The organism is Acidobacteriota bacterium (assembly GCA_016196065.1).
Classification (GTDB): domain Bacteria; phylum Acidobacteriota; class Terriglobia; order Terriglobales; family Acidobacteriaceae; genus Acidiflorens.
The window spans coordinates 2,039,349-2,057,872 of sequence record JACPYL010000010.1 but is presented as its reverse complement, the minus strand read 5'-3'; the positions used below and the strand labels follow the sequence as shown (position 1 = coordinate 2,057,872).

Below are 18,524 nucleotides of genomic sequence, written 5' to 3'. Positions count from 1 at the left end.
AATCCACTTGAATGCCCGGCGGGCAGAGCCGCATGGGCAAGATTCTGGCAACGAACTTCGGGCACTGGTCACGAAGTTGGTCGATGTCTCCGGCAACCCAAGAGACGCGTGCTGGAGGTTTCTGCGTCAGTCTGGAATTGTGAGTAAACGGGCCTACGTTCAGTGGCCCGAACGAACGCAGCAGAGGCTATTGGATCTGATTGCTGTCCAACCCTTGCCAGAAGTTGCCATTACGATGAGACGTTCGCCAGGCTCCATCCGGTCGATGTTGCACCGGCTGGGTGCCAGCGCCAGGATGGGCCAGGACTGGTTCACCAAATACACGCTTGCCGAGGCACTGCACATCCGGGCCGAGGAGGTTCAGCGATGGATATCGCTGGGCTGGTTAAAATGCCGTGTCGTGCAGACTGGAAAGCTACAGAGGGAAATCATCGATGCAGAGGACTTCTCGGAGTTCTGCATGGAGCATGGCAAAGAAGTTGTAGGACGGAGGTTGAATATCGACCGGCTGAACTTTGTCAAAGACTTCGTGTTTCCTCCAAGCCATGCGGAACTATTGCCCGTGAGAGAAAGCAAGAAGGAAAGAGCTGCATACGAAGAACAGATGGGTAAGCCCTCACAGTCAGACATTGATGACGAACGCTATGAGGACAGCCTTGCGACGTCTGCATGACTAGCCACATGGATCATTGGTAGTGATGTCCCGCTGATCCTGACTCGCAGGCTGCTCGGAATGACCCTTCAGTTCGCTCTTCACTCGGGTTACGTCTCTCCAGAAAGCACTACGCAATGCAGGGACCGATACTCCTAGCAGCTTCGCGGATTCCTTCCAGGTATAGCCCGCGTAGCGCAGGGCCAGGATTGTTCGGCTTCTTTCGCAGAGCAGTCGCACAACTTGATCGAGTTCGAGGTGGGCATGGACTTGATGCGCCCACGTCCGATCAACAAGCCGATGGGATAGCTCTCCCGTCCCGCCCCAGGTCTCGACTCGCCTGAGTTTGGCTATACGACGATAGAGAGCTCTCTGAAACGCAGTCATGAGAAGGCCTTCCATCTCTCGTGAGAACACGACGACACCATTGCGATCGAGATAACGGGATACCTGAGCGACGGTGCTCTCCATGATGTCCGCAGCCTGGCTACAGTCGGAGATGAGTGATTCAGCCTGCCTGCAGGCGCAAGCCCAGATTCCGTGCGCAGCGGCTCGCACATCCGGCCGAATGGGTCTCCCCGCGCGGTCTGCGTCTCTGTCCCACCAAAGCGCAACTTCGGAACTGCTCATACTGCACCACGACCTACGAGTGGGAGTCGCGAGCAGGATTGAGGGCGTGAGCCCTGGTGCAACTACAGAAAGTCTCGGCGGAGCACACTATAACTCGAGGGCTGGACATAGCAACATCCTCCAGAAAGAGTCCACGACGGCAGGTCTTCATCGGCTGGGCGTCGCGGCGTTGGTATACCTTCCGCTGCGTTGAGCGAAAGGAGGTGATACATCCTTAACCAGCGGATCGTATCCGCGTTATTTTTCTTTTCCTCGGTCGTGATCCCGGCCAGTAGGTCCGAAACACTCGTCCTGCAGACGTCAAACCCTGCCACGCGAACCACTCGTCCTCGTGGTAGAACGCTTACGGTACGGTAATAGCGCAGGATGCCCACCCAGCCAAATTGCCTTCTCCGCGGCATAAATGCCGCGGGAGTTGAAACACTTCGGCTTCAGGGCGCACTATCCAAGAGAACCAGAGTTCCTCCGAGGAGAATCACATGAAGTGCCGGAAGAACCTCAGAACCCTCTTTGCCGAATACAACAGCGCCTCCGCCACAGACAAACCCAATACCGCTCTAATGAAGTTGAAGAATGCGGTGCTGGCTTTGAAGAATCCGGCTCTTCACCCGAGCCTGCTCATTTCCCGAGCCGATGTCGCCGCAGACATTGCCAACGATATTGCGATGGGTATGCTGCCTCCGGGTTCAACGTTGGTCAGTCGCTATGACGACTTTGTCTGGGCCCATCATCAGGTGATGATGCAGGGCCCGAACGGCAGTAGCGGTCCAAACTTTGCCCATAGAGGACCTGCCTTTGGTCCGTGGCATCGCGAGTTGCTGAAGCTCTATGAGCAGGAACTCCAAAATGCGGCGGGAGATCCTAATCTGACCCTTCCGTATTGGGATTGGACCAAAGATCAGAGTGCGGCCGATCCCGGCTTTCCTTTTACGGTAGATTTCTTGGGCGGGGATGGTGCCGGAAATCCCAACGACAAGGTCACGACTGGAGCCTTTTCACAAGCGAGCGGATGGACCCTAAACTGCGATGAAGAAGGGTTTGGGTTTCTCCGGAGGCACTTTGGTGGTGATGGTCCGGGGCTCCCGACTCCTGACAGCGTCAGGACGGCGCTCGGCATTACTCCCTACGACAGCAATCCTTGGAATATCTCCGCGGCGAATCTGAGCAGTTTTAGAAATACGCTGGAAGGTTGGGTCGGTCCGAGACAGATCCACAACTCCGTGCATCGTTGGGTAGATGGATCCATGCAACCGGGCACGTCACCAAACGATCCGGTCTTCTTCTTTCACCACTGCAATATCGACCGGCTTTGGGCCGTTTGGGAACAAAAGAATCCGTCTGCCGCGCAATATCTGCCGGACAACTCCACGCCTGCTGCGAACGGTCTGACCCGAGTGAACGAGAACATGGCGACATTCGGCAGAACCGCGACCGACCGCTATTTCGGCGTGGATGTCGCCCCTTCCGGCGTTGTCAACAACAAGGCGATCGTGTGGTATGACTCCGACCTTCCTGATCTGAACAATGAGACTGGCGGCACACTGACGTTCACCAACGTTCCCGAAGGCCTTACTACCTACAAGGCCATAAAGTTCAAAGTGACTGGATGTCGTGCCGTGAACTTCCGGATCACGGGAGTTCCGACGGGCAACTTCGGCCTGACGTCAATGGGAACCGAATTTGTTGCAAATCCTGATGACAATGCCGACTTCTTCTACGGATATGTCTGGGTTCAGTTAGCGGCCGTCGCTGGACCGATTGCCAACAGCAGCGTCGACATTCATGCCTACCTTTTGGATCAGGAAGGATATTTCGCGGCCACAGTAGGCGGCGAATACCCACTGGGTGATTTCCACGTCGGATTGACCGCTACAACGGTACCTCGCGAAAACAACTCCGTTGCCCTGGTCTTGGATCGCTCCGGAAGCATGGCGGATCCTGCGGGCGGGACGAGCACCAAGAGCAGACTTCTCAAGAACGCTGTGAGTGTTTTCAACACCCTCATGCTTCCTAATGATGAGATCGCTTTGGTCTCGTTTGATGACCTCATTGCCACGCCCGCACCCATGCAGGCAGTCAGCGCCGGTGCTGTACCGCCTGTCGTAGCGGGGACTGAGCTTGATCCTCGCGGATGGACCTGCATTGGCGGGGGCATTCTGCAAGGGGCCACGGAACTCGGTTTGGCCACCCACACCAACCGGTCCATGGTGGTCCTGACGGACGGAATTGAAAACAGGCATCCCTATGTCGCCGAATTGCCTGCTGGCACGATCACGAACCGAACCTACGCGATCGGTTTCGGCCTGCCCGGTGATGTGAGCGCCGCAGTGTTGCAACAGATCACATCGAACACGCATGGCGATTTGATCATCACGGGTAACATTTCTAGCGCTGAACAAGGCTTCAATCTCACCAAATACTTCGTGCAGGTGCTTGCTGGCGTAACCAATATGAACGTGCTCCTCGATCCGCAGGGCTCGCTCTTCTTCGGCTCGAAACACGTGATCCCGTTCGACCTGACCGACGCGGATGTGTATGCCGACGTCATCGCCTTGTGTCCGCTGCCTCAACTGTTAGATTTCACCTTGGAAACGCCCTCTGGAAAGATCATCAAACCCTCCACAGGTGGACCAAATGTCAAATACGCGACTGGACCACAAGTCGCCTTTTACCGGGTAACGCTACCGGCACTCGCAGCTGACCCGGGCGGAAGTCATGCGGGGAAATGGAAGGCGATTCTTTCGATCAAAGGCAAAAGAGAAATTGAGAACCTTCTGAAGAACAGAACATTTGCCGCGGCATTTCGGGACAACGCGACCGCCGAGTCGATACCCTACAGTCTCGTGGCTCACGCCTATTCCAATCTGCAATTTGACGCCAGACTCGAACAGGACTCCTTGAAGCCTGGCGCTAAGGTCACACTCCGAGCGTCCCTAAAAGAGTATGACGTTCCGTTTGCCGCGGACGCGACTGTGTGGGCGGAGATCACCACACCCGATTCGAGCGCCATGAACCTAAAGCTCGAGCGGGTCAGCACTGGAGTTTATTCTGCTGCCTTCACCACATCCTCGGCTGGGGTCTACCCGTGCCGCGTGAGAGCGGAGGGTTATTTCAATTCGAGCGACAAGTTCACTCGCGAAAAGTCCCTCACTGCCGCGGTTTACTATGGTGACTACAGCACCACCCCGGCCAAGGGCGATACCCTTTGCGAATTGCTACATTGCCTCTTGTCAGGCAAGGTTTTGACTGAACGTGCGTTGGAGAAATTGCGTGAGGCTGGTATCGACGTGAAAGCTCTGGCAAAATGCCTGGAAGAGCATTGCCCGGAACCACCGAGTGAGCGTACACCGGGCAAACCCGTCAAGGGCCGGGACGAGAAGAGAGCGCAAGCGGAAACTCGAATCACCATCAAATCGGAGACGGCATCGCGGCCGGTCAAGCGGGCCGTGGCCAAGTTGGCAAAGGTGGGCGATATGACTGAAAGAGATCCTGAAATGGTCCGGATGCTCAGCATTACCGGGTCGGAAAAGGGCGGGGCTGCGGCGTTCCCGCGAGTGGTCAGAATGTTTAGCCCTCCGGAAGAAGCGGCCACGACAAAAGCGGCGCTTCGCGAGAAACAGCCAAAGAAGAAGGTCAAGAAGGCCAGGTCGCGCCGGTAACATCACGCACGGATCGTCCTCCGGATATTAGGAAGGACGACGATTCTGAAACTGTTGCAGTGCGTTTTGTGCGTCCCGAAGATCAGAACTCTGTTTTTCGAGTTCAGTGCCACAGATCTTGGCGCATTCGTACAGACGTGCATTTAGGATTGCTGCTGCGGCCGGAATAGCGAGCAATTTGGCCAGCCGCAGATGTTCCTGAGTGAAAGTGCCGGGCGTGGAGTGGCCCAGGGAAAGCAGCCCCAGGGTCTGGTGTGATGCAATCAACGGAACGCCCAGCCAGGAGCGCGGCTGTCCGGAACCCTTGATTGTTCGCCATTCCGCTTCCTGCTTAGTATCCATGAGCAAAATACTGCTTTGGTTGAGAAGGACTTTTTGAACAAGCGGGAGATCGGTAGCGTCAAGAATCAGAGGGTACTTCGTGACCTGTTTTGTCGGGTCGTGGCGAGGAGCTTCCCGTGCTAAAAACAACCGGGCGTCCGATTCCTGAAGCAAAATCTGCGCGGATTCGTAGGGGACCAGTTCCAAGAGAGATTGAAGCAAAGTATCCAGAACATTGTCCATGCGCAGGTCTTGAGTCAAAGCCAACGTCGCTTTGCGCATGGCGTCAGCCTCCGACCACGCGGATTCTGCCAATGCCAAGTTTCTAGCGACATCCTCTTCTGCTTGTTTCTGCGTCGTAATGTCGAGCGCTGTACCCACCAACCGGCGGATCCTGCCTTTGGCATCCCGTACCGGGAATCCGCGAACCCAGACCCAGCGTGCTTCGCCACTCGGCACAACGATCCTGAACCGTTGGTCAAAGTCTCCGGTGCGAGTGGCCTCCTCAAGCTTGAGGAGCACTTGGACACGGTCTTCGGAATGAATAATCTCCTCGTATGAGAGCGGGTCTTCTTTGAGAGCTTCGCGGGTCCGCCCTGTGATGGTCTCGTAGGCTGGATTTACGTAGAGGGTTTTCCTGGACTCCGCATCGATCATCCAGAAGATCTCCTGAATGTTGTCGGCCATCTGCCGGAACCGTTCCTCGCTCTCCAAAAGTGAGGCTTCGGTGGTATCGAGTGCGGAGTCTGCTTGCTGATGCTGTTCGTTCGCCAGGTGCAGGAACCTGAAGAGAAAGACGAGCACCACACAAAGGGTGGCAAGAGCCACGCCCAACAATAGGGATGAGAGATCGATACTGTTGATTCTTGCCGCCAGGAGCGCCACAACCAGGATTGCAAATGCCAAGGAGAAAAGGGTCAAACTGATCCGCCAACCAAACCTTGAGAGTTGGCTAGAGAAGAATCCACGTCGGAGTCGGTCAACTCGCTCCATGGCACTGCCGCGGGGTAGGCGCAGAATGCTGTTTCCGGCCCGATAGTAGCGCCGCACTGCTAGTACGTCAAGCCAGCCTGCATTGTCCTCCTTCTTCAACAAATTCGTGGAAGCCACTGACCCATAAGCTGCGTCGCCAGGAGGGAATTTTATGAGACTCCGTCGCAACCAATTCTGTCCGATCCACAGGTCCCGGTTTTGTTGCGGCCGGGAGCAAACTCGGAGGGAACGTAGAGTAGGCCTAGGTGTTCAGAGAATCGACGATCCGCATCACCCACGAGGCTATCGAGAACTCAGGTCACCTGCGGAAATGCGGAGGCTCCTCAACCGCAAGATTGTTGAACAGGACAGAAAATGCGCAATCTGCCACGAAGAGCTCACGGACTACGGCGACGTCGTGCCAGACCATGAGGATCCAAAGGGTATGGGCGGCGCGTGGAGGGACGACCATCCTGACAACATTCGGGCTACGCACTGGTGGTGCAACTCAGAGAAAGGTTCGATCCGAGGCTAGTTGGGGAGAGGTTCAACTTAAAAAGTCCGCACTGTCATTCTCGACAAATGTTGTGTTGCCATCTCCGCCGCATCCGCTCCGGAGGCCATGATCGAAGTACAAGCTCTGGCGAGCCTTCCTCGACCCAACCACTAGGGCGGCTTGCTTGTATACCGACCTCACCTTCATTTCTTCTTGGCCGCCCTCCACTTTGCCCATCGTGCCCGTTGAGCAGCTGCGATACTGGCCCGGGCCTTCGCTGACATTCCCTTACGCGGCCCTTTCCTGTTCCGACCTCCCAGTCCGCGTAATACCGCAACCGCTCTCTTCACTTGCTTTAATTGCCGCTCAAGGATCTTCTGCTCAGACTGCAGCGCCGACAACACGTGATTCAGGCTAGACATTTTGCCCCCTCGGCCAAGAATCATAGCAGGAACAAAACCGCAGTCTCCCCATGCGCAATTCGCGGGTCGACCCCCCCGAACCTGAGCAGTTTTCGCGATAATCCGCCGACGCGAATCGCTGAGTGCGAAAATAGCGCTGTTTGGTTTGTACAATAGCGTATGTCAGTAACGGTTGACCTCCAGAACATTGGTGACGTACCCGTGAGGAGCGAGATTGTTGCCATAGTTGAGCACGTGTTGAGCCACAGGCCTGGAGTGTGGTGCGTGACAATTTTGGGCTCTCGGGCCAATGACTGCTGGGAGATGAAAGTTGAAGGGCCCAAAGGTTACGAGCGGTCGTACACATTGGTCGGGAGCGCCGGAGAGCACCAGCCACAGGTCGTAGGGAACGTGTTGGCCAAGCTCGTTCCGGCCCAAACAGGTTAGCTTTTTGATTCCAGGCGGCTGCCGCGACGAGGCTGGAACCCGCAACTTCTTAGCTCGCTCTGTTCAGTCTCACCCCCCGCCAAACCCATTGAAATCTGATCAGTTTCGCAGCCGGCTGCGTCAAGATGTGCGCGAGGCTTGAGAAGAGAATAGGTGTTTCTACGGGGCAAGATTCACGGTAGTGATATTCTCCTTTTCTTCGCCTATACTGGTGGCGTGTTTAACGCAGCGAGTTCGGGTTTACCCAATGCCTGGGTAGTGAAGTGCAAGAAGTGCAGTTGCACCATCACCTGTCGCGCGGTCGATCCGCAGATCGAGCACGCAGAACCGGACAAGTCAGAGCCGGCGCCCCAGCATCCGGTGATCGTCAGTTGTTCCTGCTGCTGGACAGCGTTTCGCTACAGTGCTGCGGAGGTCTTCAAGGGACAGCCGTCGCCCAGCAATACGTGTTCGGTGCATCGGAGGGAAGAAGCCACGATTAACAACCCAGAGGAGAAGAGGTCGAATGCCGCAATACTCATCGCTGCCTCGCTGATCGCGGCGGTCCGACTGAATAAAGAGGAGATCAGGCCGTCGCCATCGGTAGCGGCGAAGATCGCGGACAGTATTCGCCTCGCCGAGATGATCCAAGCAAGGCTGCGCCACTAAGACCATGCCAAACGAGCCCAGGCCATACGCTTCTCTTCTACGTAGTGAGCTGTGCGCTCGAAACGCCTTGTACGCTGTACACGAGCAACTGCCTCATGTGACCAGCTATGGAGCAACGCCAGTTGTCGTTTATCAGGCATCTCCGTGTGGGAAGAAGCACGGCAATTTCATTTCGGCGAGCTATCGTGCAATTCTGCGCCGGCCGCAATGGCGGCGAAGACTCGAGAAAGTGCATAGCCAAGGCGAGCGCGCATTACCGAAATGCGACTGCGTATGGAAGGAACTCGATTCCTCAATGAGTTCTGACGCTCTGCTGATGAACATATTCTGCTATCCCGGGGTGACGAAAAGTAGAGAGCTCAGATTGCTCTTGGGAACCGAGACTGGCGCTCTGCAGGAGTTTGGATTCAAACCGCGCGTCCCTTTGACCTCAGGATTCGTAGAGCGAACTGAGATCGACATGAAGCTGGGCACCGTTCTGTTCGAAGCAAAACTCACGGAGTCAGGCTTTCAAGCTCAGGAACCCGAGATCGTCGAAGGATATCGCGACCTGAAGGAAGTATTCGAGTGGCGTAAACTACCACGCCGTGGTCAAGAATACGTTTCTTATCAGCTGCTCCGGAATGTGCTTGCCGCCTATGCACTCAACCTGTCCTTCTGTGTGCTGCTGGATTCGAGGCGCCCTGATCTCATCGAAGACTGGTACGCCGTCATGAAGTGCGTGCGGTCCACGGATCTCAGAACCAGGTGCAAAATCCTAACCTGGCAGGAACTCTCGGCAGTGTTGCCGAAGAAGTTGGAAGCTTTTCTAGAGCTTAAATATGGGATTGCTAAAACCTCGGCGTTTCGCGTAGCCGCTTGAGCGTTTCAGAACAACGACGGGGCTGTGTTCGCGATTGGAGCTTCTTGCGCACACTCGGGGTCGTCGTTCTCGGCACGGTTGACTCGTGTGCTGACCGGATATTTCTTCATCAATCTGGGATCGAACGGGGTAAAACAGTCGGCCAAGAGCGCCACATTTGTCATGCCAGGGTCGAGCCACAGGTCGTAGTCTTCGGGCTTCAGGATGGCTGGCATTCGGTCATGCACGTCGGCAACGAGCGAGTTCGGCTTCGTGGTGAGAATTGTGCATGTTTCGAGTACTTCGCCGGCCGGATCTCGCCAGCGTTCCCACAAACCAGCGAAAGCAAACACAGAGCCATCGTTCATTCCAAAGCAATAAGGCTGCTTCCGTTTCGGTCCTAGTTTTTGCCACTCATAGAACCCGTCCGCGGGGATTAAACACCGGCGCCGGCTCATGGCATCACGAAAAGCGGGCTTATCCGCAGCCGTCTCCGACATCCCATTGATGGTATTGAATCCGATCGACGCGTCTTTGGCCCAATGCGGAATCAGCCCCCAACGAAGCAGGCTAAAAGTGCGTTTCGGTTCCTTTGGGTCCTGACGGATCACAGCCACTGGTTGGGTGGGCGCGATGTTCCAATGTGGTGTCCAAGGAGGGTCTTCGTTGAGACCGAAGTGGTCACGGAGGTAACGCTCTTTGGCGGTGAGCCGATAACGTCCGCACATGGACCAGCAGTTTAGCAAAGGCGCAGAGTAATGCGTCACTGCTCTGGCTGACGGCCTATCAGCCAGATGGGAAGACTCGCATAAATATTGATTGATTCTGATTGGCTGTGTGCCGGTTGTGTGCCACGTGATCGTATGGGTTGTGAAACAGAAGTATCCCGCCGCGGGCGCAGATCCAGAAATAGTCCGGCCAGGACGAATTATTTCGGTTCCTCAAATTCTAGGAGGATGCGGAACGTATCCGTCTTGTCGCGGATCATTGCGGCCGACACCCTTACCGCCTGAATAAATGCCGTGGCTGCCGGTCCACTGGTAGTGACGTGCGCAGGGAAATCATTGCTCCGCCACCACACCTCATTACATGAAGGGCATTGCTGAGGAACCTCGCGCAGCGAACCTACAGCAATCGGCATTCTGGCGCCGCACTTCGAGCACTCGAACGTGACGGCTTTGATGTCGTCGATCCCTACGATCATTCTGCGTTCGATCGTCATGCGGCCACCTCTCTCAGATGTTGACTTCTCCCTTGACGCTGCGAAGCGCCGGTCTCTCGTTCGAATAGCGGCTGGGCGCTTCCCATGACAAGCTCAGGTTCCGATGTCCCCGGATTGCCACCCCGAGCCGGTACCTGATGACGCTCCGCGCGCGTCCGGTGCCGACCAGAAGTTCGGTGATCAGCAATTCCGAAAGTGGCCGGATGATTTCCTCCGACACCCGGTTTTCGCGCAGCGGCGCCAGCGGATCCGCAATTTCGCTGGCGAAACCCATGTATTGATCGGCAAGGGGATTGGGCTCGCCGAACAACACGCTTCGCAATGAAAGTTCCGTCAAATCGGCAGAAGATTTTCCGCCAATGCTGACCTCCATCATGTTTTCTTGCGGACCGTCCTGAATTTCGAGCTCCAGGCGAAACATCTTCGACCGAGCCGTCGTCGTGGTGACGTGGACCTCTCCGACCTTTACATACTTACTGCGGCCGGCCCACGTGAACTGCGCGTTGGTTCCGCGGTTGTAACGATCTCCGCGCATCTCTTCAAGGGCGCGCGCCACGGTGTCGTCCTTGACGCGTGCCGTCACTTGTATGGTCGAGCCGCGGTCTTTGACCTCCATGGCGCGGAAGATTACGTTCCCTAATTTGCACCAGGGTGCCAAGTCCTCGGCGGCAATCGCGCGCAGCCTTTCATCGACCTGCCGCTGCAGATCAGCCGCCGTGCGAAATTCAGGGGCGACGTAGAAAGTGCGGACCTCGTCGAGGAAGGATTGCTCGTGCCCCTCCCGATCCGGCGCCGCCAAAGTCCACACGGCCATCCGCAAAGCGTGTTTTTCGGCGTGAAGATATTCCGCGTGCGTTGCCGAATATCTCGATTTCAATGGCTTTCCGTACCGCCGGCCCAGAATGCCGATGTAAATGTCCGAGCCCTCGACCTCGGCAAGGTACGCTTCTTCCGGGTCCGCGTCGCGTCCACCGAACTCCTCGAACATGACGACGCGCAGGCCTACGGCGCGGATGCCGGCGGCGACGGCGTAGCGCTCCTCCGGCAGTTCGGACATCACGCTCGAAACGAACGCGCGTTTCTCGCGGGCCCACTCGCGCACCGCCTCGGCGGACGGTAATTCCGCTGCCGCCGCGCGATCGATCAGAAGCGGCTCGACCTGATTACCGGATCGCCTTGGCATAGATCTATTGTACGAGGGCTTGGCGCCAGAGGGGACAGACCGAAGAGGATCATCGCAATGAAACTTTCTATCCGTTGAGCAACCAATTCTGAAGATCTGCCGCCAGTGTGATAAACAAGTGCATCTGACGTGAAATCACTGGGCCTATTAAACTCGCAGCGATTACGCGGTTCTAACGCAGCGTCCGAAGTGCCTTGGGTGAAGTGGCTCTCAGTACTCGGGACCGTAATTCTCGCGAAAGCGAGCTTGGACTTGCGGTTCTTCGCAGAAGAGAACACATTCAGGATCTTTTCTTCGCGCCTCGTCGACAATAGAATCTAACCGCAGGGCATTTCCCTGATGATGAGGAGACCAGTTGCGGTCGGCCAACAACTGCAAAAGTAGATACAGACCCGCAAGACCTGTCACCATGCTGTAGCTCTCTGTTGGTCGCAGTGTTTCCCCTTGCGCAAGTTGATCGCACGCCACACGTTGTTCGTGGCTCGTGCCTTTGCGCGGTGGAAATAAGCACGCCAAACAACCTCCGTTCAAGAAATCATGTCGCGATGCCTGAAATGAATATGCGTTTGTGCCGGCGTTTAGCAGCAAGCGCGGCAAATCGGATTGGACGGCATACCTTGACACCACATTGTCTAAACATGCGACTACCCTATCGTACTGTCTGATGCGTATCGAATTTCTTCCCACCAAATCTTCGTACTTTCCGCCCAGAGCGTTCGCTTCGACCTGAGAATTGGAGCGGATATACCTGGCAAGGTGCTGATCTTTCCTTATGTTCACATCATCGACGAAGGCACAGAGATAGCGATTGAGGTTGGATGGTTCGATATTTTCAAAATCGCATATATCGATCACTCCCGTCAAAGAGCAGAACTGAAGCGCCCAGGAAAAAGTATGGCCGATACCACCCGCTCCGACCAGCAGCGTTCGCCCGATATCCGATTTGTGAGGAACGGGATATGAAAGTGAGAGATTGTCTAGCCGCGGCCTTCGGAGTTGTACACCAAAGAAGGCTTTGTAGACCTCGGCGAGGACCGCATACGCAGCGGCCACAGAGGCGTATGGGTTAAAGTCTTGATCACTTTCAAAACTCTCAGAACTAACGACTGCCCGATGGTTTAGAACGCCGCCGGCGATCACATCATTTGCGGAGATTTCATTATTCCCAATTGAGATTATCGTGTGCGCGCCATCGGAGTAAGGCCGAATCGCGCAATGCGGGTCAACGTTGTTTGAGAGTTCTCTTACCGCGCTGGGTAGGTCGGTGGATTTGAGCGTGGCGGTCCGTACGAGCAGTTCCGCGTTCGGTACTTCGATCTTGGGGGCGGCAAAAAAAAGCCCCATCCTGAGGAGCGTGTTGAAGAGGGTGAGAAGAAGGACTTGGCAGTTGAGGTTCTGCGCCGATCGCTGACTAACGATTACAGCCAAGTCTGCAGAATCTACCTGCTGAATGTACGGGTTGCCTTCTGCGGTGCGCTGATCCCGCAGCATGTAAAACAGTTCCTTTGACTTCCTCAGTTCTTCGGGGGTGATGGGGCCTCCCACAAGGCTAATCATTGATAGCCAACCTCGTTGCTACGTCTAACTCGAACCAACCCCCGTCCTGGAGTTCGTAACCAAACCACAGAGGTGCATCAGGCTTTGAAAGCAGGGCGAAGAACGGAACGACGAGAGAAATGAAACCGTTACGTTTGGAAACCGTACCGCAGTCGTCGGTTTCAGAGTGGTCCTCAGCCGCAGGGTGCGTGTGGAGCTGTACGATGAGGACTTCACCTCGTTCATAAATCTCGTTTACGATTCGAGCCACTTCCTCGCCATCGACATGGACATACCTTCTGGTGCGATGTGCCTCCGGTTCGATCAAGCGAACAATCCTTGCGTGGTCACCTTCTTCAAGGCCGGCCCAGTAAACAATGTTTTCGACAGCACCAAAACGCCGCAGAGCATCGAGCGTTTCGCCGACAATGGGGAGGGGAACGCTAATCCTCGAATAGCTAGCTCGCGGCCTCCAGACAGTCATTGCTTCTCCCACATCGGTCCCTTGTAGAGGTTCGAGCTAAGTGCGTTGCGAACTTGCCGCACGACTTCCAGCAGCGACCAATAATGAGGATTCCAGCTATCATTTAGGTGGAAAATAAAATATTCCCGTGAGAAGCCCGGCTCGATGCAGATAAAGACCCGGGGTTCTTTCGGGAACACGGTTTTGAATCGTTGCTCACCGTCGTCGGGGAACCACATGGGATTCTTAATCGGAGCTGTTTGCTGCGACAGAGGATCCGAGCTCGGATCGAGAAAACCGACATCAAACGCTTCGATTGGAAACCGATCCGTATCGATTGCCAGCAAGTAGCGATCACTGATTCCGGAGGTCCTGATGCCATCAACCGCCGTAATGACACGTCTGCCCAGCATTACCGGGGAGGGCAACACGCCCTCTAGTTCCACTTCCTGGACGAGACGTTCGAACTGTTGCCGAATAAGTTGGCGGTAAATGATGTCCACGGCTAGCCTGCCTGGTTTTCCCATGTCATGACGAACAGGGCTGACTTCTTGTGTTCTCCCTGGGCGAAATGGGCCAGCGTCAGTTGCTCATTTACAATGCGAGTTCCGCCAAAAGTCAGAAATGTGCCTTGCAAGCTGATGCCGTTTGGCTTGATGTGATCGTATGCGTAGCTCTTAACGTCGGCGATGGTTGCCGACTCCTTGAACGGGTGTTCAACGCTGCCATCGCTGCTGCGAACCGTGACGTGGACTTCCATGGACCCTCCTGCCTGCCTGTACCTCTTGCGCCCGCGTTGTTGGACCAGCTGCCCCGGCAGAGCGGGCGCTTGATATGACTCTAGAGGTGGGATCTAGTAAGTAACGACGGCGGAGGTGTGTCGGAAACTCTTCAGAGTTTCCATCAGACTTTCCTGGTACGGCGCGGCGCCTTTTCGGTCAGCTCTTTGGCGAGCCCTGATATCGTATGGTCACCAATATCGAGTAGCTTGGTAACGGCACATTTCCCGATTCTCACATTGTCCACGAGGCTGTAGTAGCCGTGGTAATCGTTCTCGATGATTTTGACATCGCCCAAGATTGGCTTGAGTTCATTCTGCAGTGTGGAAATCCCCTTGAAGCCTTGTTCTGCTGTCGCGCCCAACTCGATCTTGTGCACGGGCGCTCCCTTTCGCTTAGCGATCATCAGACGCAAGAGCACCTTCAAAGAAGCGTTTGTGAGGGGCACGGGCTTGGACGCGATTGTTATACGGGTTCGGCGCCCAATCCTGTCCCCTGGAATCGCGATCTCGACTCCGGCCTTCAGGTTCGGACCTTGTGTAGGGGGTGACTCGTGGCATTGCTCGTGCGTCTGGCGGCCACTGGCTTGGAGGGCCTGGCGTATCCCTTCGGACACCTGCTGGCTTTCGAACGGCTTCCGTATAATATCGCTGGCGCCGTCTTTCATTACGTCGACGGCGTCGTCAAACTCACGCGCGAATCCACTGACAATGAGTACGGGCAACCAGAAGGGAACTCCGTTATGGTCGCCGTACTTCTGGCGAATTGTGCGCAAAAGTGCCTTACCGTATTCGACGTGACCTTTGATCTCGGCCGCCGCACTCTTGATCTGCAAGTCCAACAGAATCAAACAGAAGGACTTGTCCTGAAGCGCGGCTAGAGCATCTTCGCGATTATCCACAATGACACTGTCACAGTCGATCGACCGCAGGATCTCGCGGAGGTCTTCCGCAGTTTCCTTATGGTCCTCAACAATCAGAGCGATATGCCGCTTTTTCATACATGATCCACGGGCCGATGTTTTGGGATGATGATACGAACGATGGTTCCACGGCCTTTCACGCTTTCGATGGTTAGTCGACCTCCGTGTTCAGACTCGACAATCTTCACTGCGAGTGGCAAACCGACACCGGTACCGTTTGGTTTGCTTGTCGCAAACAGAGTAACTGCGTCACGTTGCCCTTCAGTGGACATGCCACATCCTGAATCCTCCACTGTAATGGTGACGAGGCCCTCCTGCGGATCAGCCCTGACTTGAATTGGCTTGAGCGCTTCCAGATCTCGATAAGCTTCAATCGCATTCAGCAAGACATTCGTAAGAGCTTGAACGAACCGCGCACGTGCGACGTCCACAACTACATCCGATGGCACGTTGACACCGATAGACGGGCGTTGCGACTTGCCTTCCCCATCGCTATCACGCGCCACGCCGGCTGCTTCTTGAACGAGCTCTCGCAAGACTTCTGACTTGAAAGTGAGTGTCGGTTGAGCAGTATAGGCACGCATCCCGTCCAAAACGGCACGAACTTGTTTCACCCGGCGTCCGATACGCTCGGCTTCCTCCGCAAGTGCTTCTGGTCGAACATTGGGATCTGAAAGCTGCGTTCGTAGTCGGTCGGCTGAAACCGCGAGCGGCGATAGCAGCTTGATGACTTCGTGGTACAGTTCGCGGGCGAAGATATTCGATATTTGTTCGGCAGCACGTTTTACGGCATCCCGACCCTTCGAGCCGAAACGGGCTTCGAAATCATCCAGTATTGAGTTGATGCGGTCTTCATGTTGCTTCCCCAAGGTGCTCGCATGGCGAGAGTCACGACGTCGGAGGGCCGCGTATTCCGCGGCCTGCCGAACGCGGCTGTTGTCATCAAGGGCAAGCTTTGCCAACACTCTCTCAAATATGGAGTGAGGAGCCTGCGCAGCGGCGTTTGCGACGGCCCTACGAACCTCCCATTTCGTGTGACTCGCGAGAGCAACGAGCCTCGCGACGATCTCTTCGAATGGGGGATCGCCGACGATGGAGCCGCGTAAGCGTGTCTCTGCGGCGGCCACCGCCTGAACTGTGGCAGACCAGTCGGGTGACTCCAGCGCAGCCAGTAAGTCCCGGTGAGTTAATGTCTCATCAGTGGCCATAACGCTTTTTTCTTAGCAGAAACGCCTCCCGGCCGCCTTCCAGAATTCTCTCGATTTGTTCCTTGCAATCATCGACGGTTCCGACCTGCTTGAGACTGGAGTGTTGGCCATCTGAGGAGAACACAAAAACACGTTCGGCTTCGCCAAGCACCGGTATGTTTGGATTGTGCGTCACAAAAATCACTTGGCGGCTGCCTTTGATCGCTCGCAGCGCTCGGACAATGGTGTCGTAGACGAAAGCGTTGTCGAGATTATCTTCAGGCTGATCGATCAACAGAGGCCGTTCGCTTTGGGTCAACAGGATGGGCAAAATTGTTGTACATCGTTGTCCTGTCGATAGATGTGTTGATTCTTTGAAAGTGTCACCGTCGAGAAGTTCGATGGAAGGTTGATCGTTAAGGGCCACAGTCCCAATCGTGTAGTGAGTGCCGCCGCCGAGTAGGGCATTCAGGATTTTCCTAGAGCGGTCTTCGTCGAATCCTGTCCGTTGCCCGAGCGTGTCGACATCTTTTCTTGCGACAACCTGGGCTAACTCGTCTGGCAAAAATACGTGGCACAATCGCTCTGCGGCCGTGCCTTGTTTAACGCCCGAACCCTTGAGCGCCTCGGTCACAATCTCCTGATAATCGCCCAAATCAGCCGACTGCGTCACCGTGACACGGATACTTGGGAATTGAGTTGAGAGACGCTCCGCGACCTTCTTCCTCAGGGCGAAACGTTGATCGCGCAGTTCTGAACCTCGCTTCAGCAATTCTGCGCGCGTCTTCATCATGCCTTCCCGTTGTTGTTCTTTGGCCACCTGTTCGGCGGCGGCAGATTGTGCATTCGTAAGAGATGCTTGCAGCGACATCCGCTCAGCGGCGCGTTCTCCTTGTTCCTCCGACGCTTCGATAATGGTTCGGTACTCAGACTCCTGAATGGCGTGACGCTGAGCAAGCGCAGTTGCATGCATACGGATCCGTTGCTCAAGGGCTTGAGCGTCGTTCTCGATCGATCGGATGATCTCGGCTAGGCGGCGTTTAAAGGCTGCGAGGTCGGTCTCAAGCGCTTGAAAGACTTCGCGGTTGGCGGCCTGTCGAATTTGACTGTCGAGTTGGGCATCTACGCCCGTTTGAAACGCCAACTGGCTTGATCCGATGTCCCGTGCAAGCTTTTGCAAAGAAGCGATAATGAGTTCTGGTACCTTCTCTTCGCGGGCGCGCAAGCTCTTTGCGGCATGTGCCGCGTTGATGCGATCAGCGTCGGGACCTGCAACCTGGGCGAGACCTCTCAGCTTTTCCTGTAACACAGGGAGCTCCAAGGCCCGGCCGCGAACGTCCTCTACTTCTTGATCAATGCGACGAAGGTCGGTGCTCGATTGATCAAGCTGGCGTTGCAGTTGCTCCAACTCGCGATCAATTGCTACAGTCTCGGGTTCTTGAAAGCGGTCGAGAAGTTCGAGTTGGGCAGCGGGGCTAGAGGCGATCTCCTCAATCTCGTTCTGGCTAAAAACGTCTGCGCTGAATATTTGGTCGCGATCTAGCGAAATCGGGACTGCTGTACCTACTTCGTTCAAGACTTGGACAGTTTCGTGAAAACTACGGCTGGCTGTATACCGCATATCAGTCCTGGTGCGAAGTTCGATCCTGAGCTGCCCGGTTCCAAGATTCGCTTTGACCAATGCTTCGATGGACCGATGTCGCTGTGGATCCGCCTTGGGGTCTGGCATAAGTCCGAGACCGAAGCGAAGAAACTCAAGAGCAGTTGTCTTTCCAGCCCCTCGGCCTCCGATCAGGCAGTTCAACCCGTCGGCGAACTCCAATTGCGCGTCCGCCAAAAAGCCGCCTGTCACATTAAGACTCACGACCAAGTGATGAGCAGGCCGTTTCTGACTCTGATTCGTCATATCGTCATAACACCAAACGTGTCGTACAAACTCCATGCTGTATGCAACACAAGTAGGTCTCTGAGACCGATGTCTTTAGTGTCCTCGATAGACCACCGTCGGATTTAATGACAAACAAGAACTTCCAGATGCAGCGCGAGTTGCAACATCTGCTCTGTTTCATGGTATCCAGCTTCGTATCCATTAAACCCCAAAAATTACAAAGACGAGGCGGAAAAATGGAAGCCGGGGACCTTGCAAGATGGCGACCGCCAATAAA

Annotated in this window: 16 protein-coding genes; 4 read left to right on the top strand and 12 right to left on the bottom strand. The window is 55.4% G+C overall.

From position 1 onward, the window contains the following. Positions 1-190 precede the first annotated feature (190 nt). Complete coding sequence (locus tag HY010_12100; GenBank protein ID MBI3476467.1) at positions 191-673, top strand: hypothetical protein; 483 nt, start codon at positions 191-193, stop codon at positions 671-673. Here the strand turns inward: HY010_12100 and HY010_12095 are convergent, their stop codons facing one another. Beyond that, positions 674-1,123: a sigma-70 family RNA polymerase sigma factor gene (locus HY010_12095; GenBank protein ID MBI3476466.1), complete on the bottom strand. Its 450-nt coding sequence runs from the start codon at positions 1,121-1,123 to the stop codon at positions 674-676. It lies immediately after the preceding gene. A gap of 638 nt (positions 1,124-1,761) precedes the next feature. Between HY010_12095 and HY010_12090 the strand changes: the two genes are divergently transcribed. Beyond that, on the top strand, positions 1,762-4,941 hold the full coding sequence (locus HY010_12090) for a tyrosinase family protein (GenBank protein ID MBI3476465.1): 3,180 nt from the start codon (positions 1,762-1,764) through the stop codon (positions 4,939-4,941). Between the two features lie 27 nt (positions 4,942-4,968). Here the strand turns inward: HY010_12090 and HY010_12085 are convergent, their stop codons facing one another. Beyond that, positions 4,969-6,183 carry a PAS domain S-box protein gene (locus HY010_12085; protein MBI3476464.1) on the bottom strand — a complete coding sequence of 405 codons (1,215 nt, stop codon included), beginning with the start codon at positions 6,181-6,183 and terminating at the stop codon, positions 4,969-4,971. Positions 6,184-7,731: 1,548 nt separating this feature from the next. On the opposite strand from HY010_12085, the gene HY010_12080 reads away from it, so the two are divergent. Together HY010_12080 and HY010_12075 are read left to right on the top strand one after the other, a co-directional pair. Next, positions 7,732-8,226: a hypothetical protein gene (locus tag HY010_12080; GenBank protein MBI3476463.1), complete on the top strand. Its 495-nt coding sequence runs from the start codon at positions 7,732-7,734 to the stop codon at positions 8,224-8,226. Between the two features lie 460 nt (positions 8,227-8,686). Continuing rightward, on the top strand, positions 8,687-9,088 hold the full coding sequence (locus tag HY010_12075) for a hypothetical protein (GenBank protein MBI3476462.1): 402 nt from the start codon (positions 8,687-8,689) through the stop codon (positions 9,086-9,088). Positions 9,089-9,093: 5 nt separating this feature from the next. Here HY010_12075 and HY010_12070 read toward each other — a convergent pair whose 3' ends face one another. From HY010_12070 to HY010_12025, 10 genes are all read right to left on the bottom strand, one after another. Next, on the bottom strand, positions 9,094-9,795 hold the full coding sequence (locus tag HY010_12070) for an SOS response-associated peptidase (GenBank protein MBI3476461.1): 702 nt from the start codon (positions 9,793-9,795) through the stop codon (positions 9,094-9,096). Between the two features lie 200 nt (positions 9,796-9,995). Further along, the gene (locus HY010_12065) at positions 9,996-10,289 is read right to left on the bottom strand and encodes a hypothetical protein (GenBank protein MBI3476460.1); all 294 of its coding nucleotides are present in this window, start codon (positions 10,287-10,289) and stop codon (positions 9,996-9,998) included. A 13-nt stretch (positions 10,290-10,302) separates the two neighbouring features. Then, the gene (locus tag HY010_12060; protein MBI3476459.1) at positions 10,303-11,472 is read right to left on the bottom strand and encodes a DUF4062 domain-containing protein; all 1,170 of its coding nucleotides are present in this window, start codon (positions 11,470-11,472) and stop codon (positions 10,303-10,305) included. Between the two features lie 210 nt (positions 11,473-11,682). Further along, positions 11,683-13,029: a ThiF family adenylyltransferase gene (locus HY010_12055; GenBank protein MBI3476458.1), complete on the bottom strand. Its 1,347-nt coding sequence runs from the start codon at positions 13,027-13,029 to the stop codon at positions 11,683-11,685. After that, positions 13,022-13,492: a Mov34/MPN/PAD-1 family protein gene (locus HY010_12050; protein ID MBI3476457.1), complete on the bottom strand. Its 471-nt coding sequence runs from the start codon at positions 13,490-13,492 to the stop codon at positions 13,022-13,024. The genes HY010_12055 and HY010_12050 overlap by 8 nt, the downstream gene beginning before the upstream one ends. Beyond that, a complete protein-coding gene (locus HY010_12045) occupies positions 13,489-13,974 on the bottom strand; it encodes a hypothetical protein (GenBank protein MBI3476456.1) in 486 nt (161 codons plus the stop codon). Before HY010_12045 ends, HY010_12050 begins: the two co-directional genes overlap by 4 nt. 2 nt (positions 13,975-13,976) lie before the next feature. Further along, on the bottom strand, positions 13,977-14,231 hold the full coding sequence (locus tag HY010_12040) for a hypothetical protein (GenBank protein ID MBI3476455.1): 255 nt from the start codon (positions 14,229-14,231) through the stop codon (positions 13,977-13,979). Positions 14,232-14,374: 143 nt separating this feature from the next. Beyond that, entirely contained in the window at positions 14,375-15,250 is an 876-nt protein-coding gene (locus tag HY010_12035; protein MBI3476454.1) for a response regulator, read from the bottom strand. Further along, a complete protein-coding gene (locus HY010_12030; protein ID MBI3476453.1) occupies positions 15,247-16,380 on the bottom strand; it encodes a HEAT repeat domain-containing protein in 1,134 nt (377 codons plus the stop codon). The genes HY010_12035 and HY010_12030 overlap by 4 nt, the downstream gene beginning before the upstream one ends. Beyond that, on the bottom strand, positions 16,370-18,211 hold the full coding sequence (locus tag HY010_12025; protein ID MBI3476452.1) for an AAA family ATPase: 1,842 nt from the start codon (positions 18,209-18,211) through the stop codon (positions 16,370-16,372). The genes HY010_12030 and HY010_12025 overlap by 11 nt, the downstream gene beginning before the upstream one ends. Positions 18,212-18,524 lie beyond the last annotated feature (313 nt).